The sequence below is a fragment of the Caballeronia sp. genome (assembly GCF_028292365.1).
Classification (GTDB): Bacteria; Pseudomonadota; Gammaproteobacteria; order Burkholderiales; family Burkholderiaceae; genus Caballeronia.
The window spans coordinates 1-2,771 of record NZ_JAQGMM010000677.1; the positions used below are offsets into that span (position 1 = coordinate 1).

General features: G+C 63.9%; 2 protein-coding genes. Both read left to right on the forward strand.

Translation table 11 applies throughout. The annotated features are described in order from the left end of the window. Nucleotides 1-187 precede the first annotated feature (187 nt). On the forward strand, nt 188-1,750 hold the full coding sequence (locus JWR14_RS38415; RefSeq protein ID WP_299720067.1) for a sugar ABC transporter ATP-binding protein: 1,563 nt from the start codon (nt 188-190) through the stop codon (nt 1,748-1,750). After that, a complete protein-coding gene (locus tag JWR14_RS38420; RefSeq protein WP_299720070.1) occupies nt 1,747-2,727 on the forward strand; it encodes an ABC transporter permease in 981 nt (326 codons plus the stop codon). The genes JWR14_RS38415 and JWR14_RS38420 overlap by 4 nt, the downstream gene beginning before the upstream one ends. The last annotated feature ends 44 nt before the right edge of the window (nt 2,728-2,771 follow it).

The following is a 2,771-nucleotide window of genomic DNA, read 5'->3' on the forward strand; positions in this document are numbered from 1 at the left end:
GGCATCAATTTCTCCGCGCAGGAAATCATGAAGCAGGACCAGGGCAATCAGTGATCGGGTGGCCGGCGACATGACGGCAACTGCATGGGATCGGAGTAGGCGCTAAAGCGCTAACTCCGATCGACCGCACTTGCATGGGATCGGAGTAGGCGCTAAAGCGCTAACTCCGATCGACAGGAGACGAAGCATGCGGCAGGACGAAAAGCAGTCGTTCTTTCAGATGTCCGGCGTGTCGAAAAGCTACGGCGGCGCAATTGCGCTGGATCACGCGGACCTGACGGTGCGGAGCGGCCGCATCCACGCGATCCTCGGCGAGAACGGCGCGGGGAAGTCCACGCTGCTGAAGGTGATGTCCGGTGTCGTGCAGCCGGACGAGGGGACGATGCACCTCGACGGTCACCAAGTCTCGTTCGCGTCGCCCGCCGAGGCGAACGCGGCCGGCATCGTCTGTGTGTATCAGGAGCTGTCGCTTATCCCTGATTTGAGCGTGGCGGATAACATCTTCGCTTCGAACCCCCCGCTACGCTTCGGCATGATCGACCGCCAGGCCCAGCGCCGCCAAGCCGAGGCCGCGCTCGCCCGCGCGGGCGCGGCCGACATCAATCCGCTTGCAAAAGTCCGGGACTTGCCGCTGTCGCGCCAGCAGATGGTCGAGCTCGCGAAGGGGCTTGCGCGCGAGCCGCGCATCCTGATCCTCGACGAGGCCACGTCGGCGCTGACCGCGGCCGACGTGGCGCGCGTCATCGAGGTGCTCAAACGCCTGCGCGAAGAGGGACTCGCGCTGCTCTTCATCTCGCACCGGATGCACGAGGTGAAGGCGCTCGCGGACGAATGCACGGTCTACCGGAACGGTCGTCATGTGATGAGCTTCGAGGCGGGCACGCGCACCGACAATGAGGTTGTCGAAATGATGATCGGCCGGAAGTACCAGCACGCCTTCCCGGACAAACCCGCGGACAAGCCCGGGCGCCGCCTCGCCGCCGAACCGGTTCTCGCCTGTCTTGATCTCGCATGGAACGACACGCTGCAGGGCGTCAGCTTTTCGTTGAAGCCCGGTGAAATCCTCGGGCTGGGCGGCCTCGACGGGCAAGGCCAGCGCGAACTGCTGCTCGCGTTGTTCGGCGTGTTGCGCGGCTGCGCGGGCAAGATCGAGATCGACGGCAAGGCCGTGTCGATCGCGAGCCCCGTGGTCGCGCGCGCCAACGAAATCGGTATGGCGCTAATTCCGGAGGACCGCAAGACCGAAGGCCTGATGCTGCCGATGTCGGTACGCGAGAACTTGTCGTTTGCCGCGCTCGATCGCATGTCCACCGCAGGCGTGATCGATCGCGACCGCCAGCAGTCGTTCGTCGACCGGATGATGGAACTCCTCGCAATCAAGTCGTTCAGCGTCGACGCGCCCGTGGGCTCGCTGTCGGGTGGCAACCAGCAGAAGTTAGTCATCGCGAAGTGGATGATCCGCCAGCCGAGAATCCTGCTCCTCAGCGACCCGACGTGCGGCATCGACGTCGGCACCAAGCAGGAGATCTACCAGTTGCTGAGGCGCCTCGCCGACGAAGGCGCCGCGATCCTTTTCTATTCGACCGACTATGACGAGCTGATCGGCTGCTGCGACCGCGTGCTCGTGCTATACGAAGGCCGGATCAAGAAGGAACTTGTCGGGTCGGAGATCACCGAGCAAAACCTGATTGCAAGTGCACTGGACCTGCCCGTCGGACAGGTCTCTCCTTCCCTGGGAGTCGCGTTATGAGCGGGCTGCGTTACTGGTATGCCGAAAATCGCGGGACGACGTTCGCGTTCGGCCTATTCGTGCTGATGTTCGCGATCTACCTCTTCAACTATCCGTCGACCTTGTCGGCGAACGTGTTTCAGACGGCGGCGAACAAGGCGGTACTGCTCGCGCTGGTATCGATGGGCCAGGCGCTCGTCGTGCTGACAGCCGGCATCGACCTGTCGATCGGCATGACGCTCGTGCTGACTAATTGCGTTGGATCGTGGATCGTGACGGGCGACGCGCTGCACAGCGCGCTCGGCATCGTTGGCGTGCTTGCGACCGGCGCGCTGTGCGGCGCGCTCAACGGCATCATCATCATTTACGGCCGTCTGCAACCGATCGTGACGACGATCGCAACGGGCGCCATCTATTATGGCCTGGCGCTGCTGCTGCGCCCGGTTCCCGGCGGATCGATCAACGAGGACCTCGCCGACGCATTGACCGGTAAGGTCGCCGGCGTCGTGCCGGCGAGCTTGCTTATTCTGCTCGCGGCTGTGGCGATTGTCTGGATTCCTTTCAAACGTTCGGTGGTCGGGCGCGCGGCGTACGCGACCGGCTCGTCCGAATCCGCGGCCTTCCTGTCCGGCATGCCGATCCGCCGCGCGAAGTTCGCGAGCTATACGCTCGCCGGCCTGCTCGCCGCGATCGGCGGCTTGTTTCTGACGTTCTTCACGGACACGGGAGAAGCGAGCCTCGGCAGCGCCAACTCGTATACGCTGTTTTCGATCGCCGCCGTGGTGATCGGCGGCGTGTCACTGCTCGGCGGCAAGGGCAGCGCGATAGGCGCGATCTTCGGCGCATTCGCGTTCCGCTCTATCGGCGACCTGCTGTTCGTGTTCAACGTCGATGCGCTGTGGCAGCCGCTGTTCCAGGGTGTGATTCTTCTGCTCGCTGTTTCGATCGGCGCGTGGGGGCTGTTCAGGGTGCGCAACCGTCTGGAGTGGTTCCTATGAGCGACGTTTCCGCGGCCAGCCGGACCACGTTCGTGTCGAGGCTC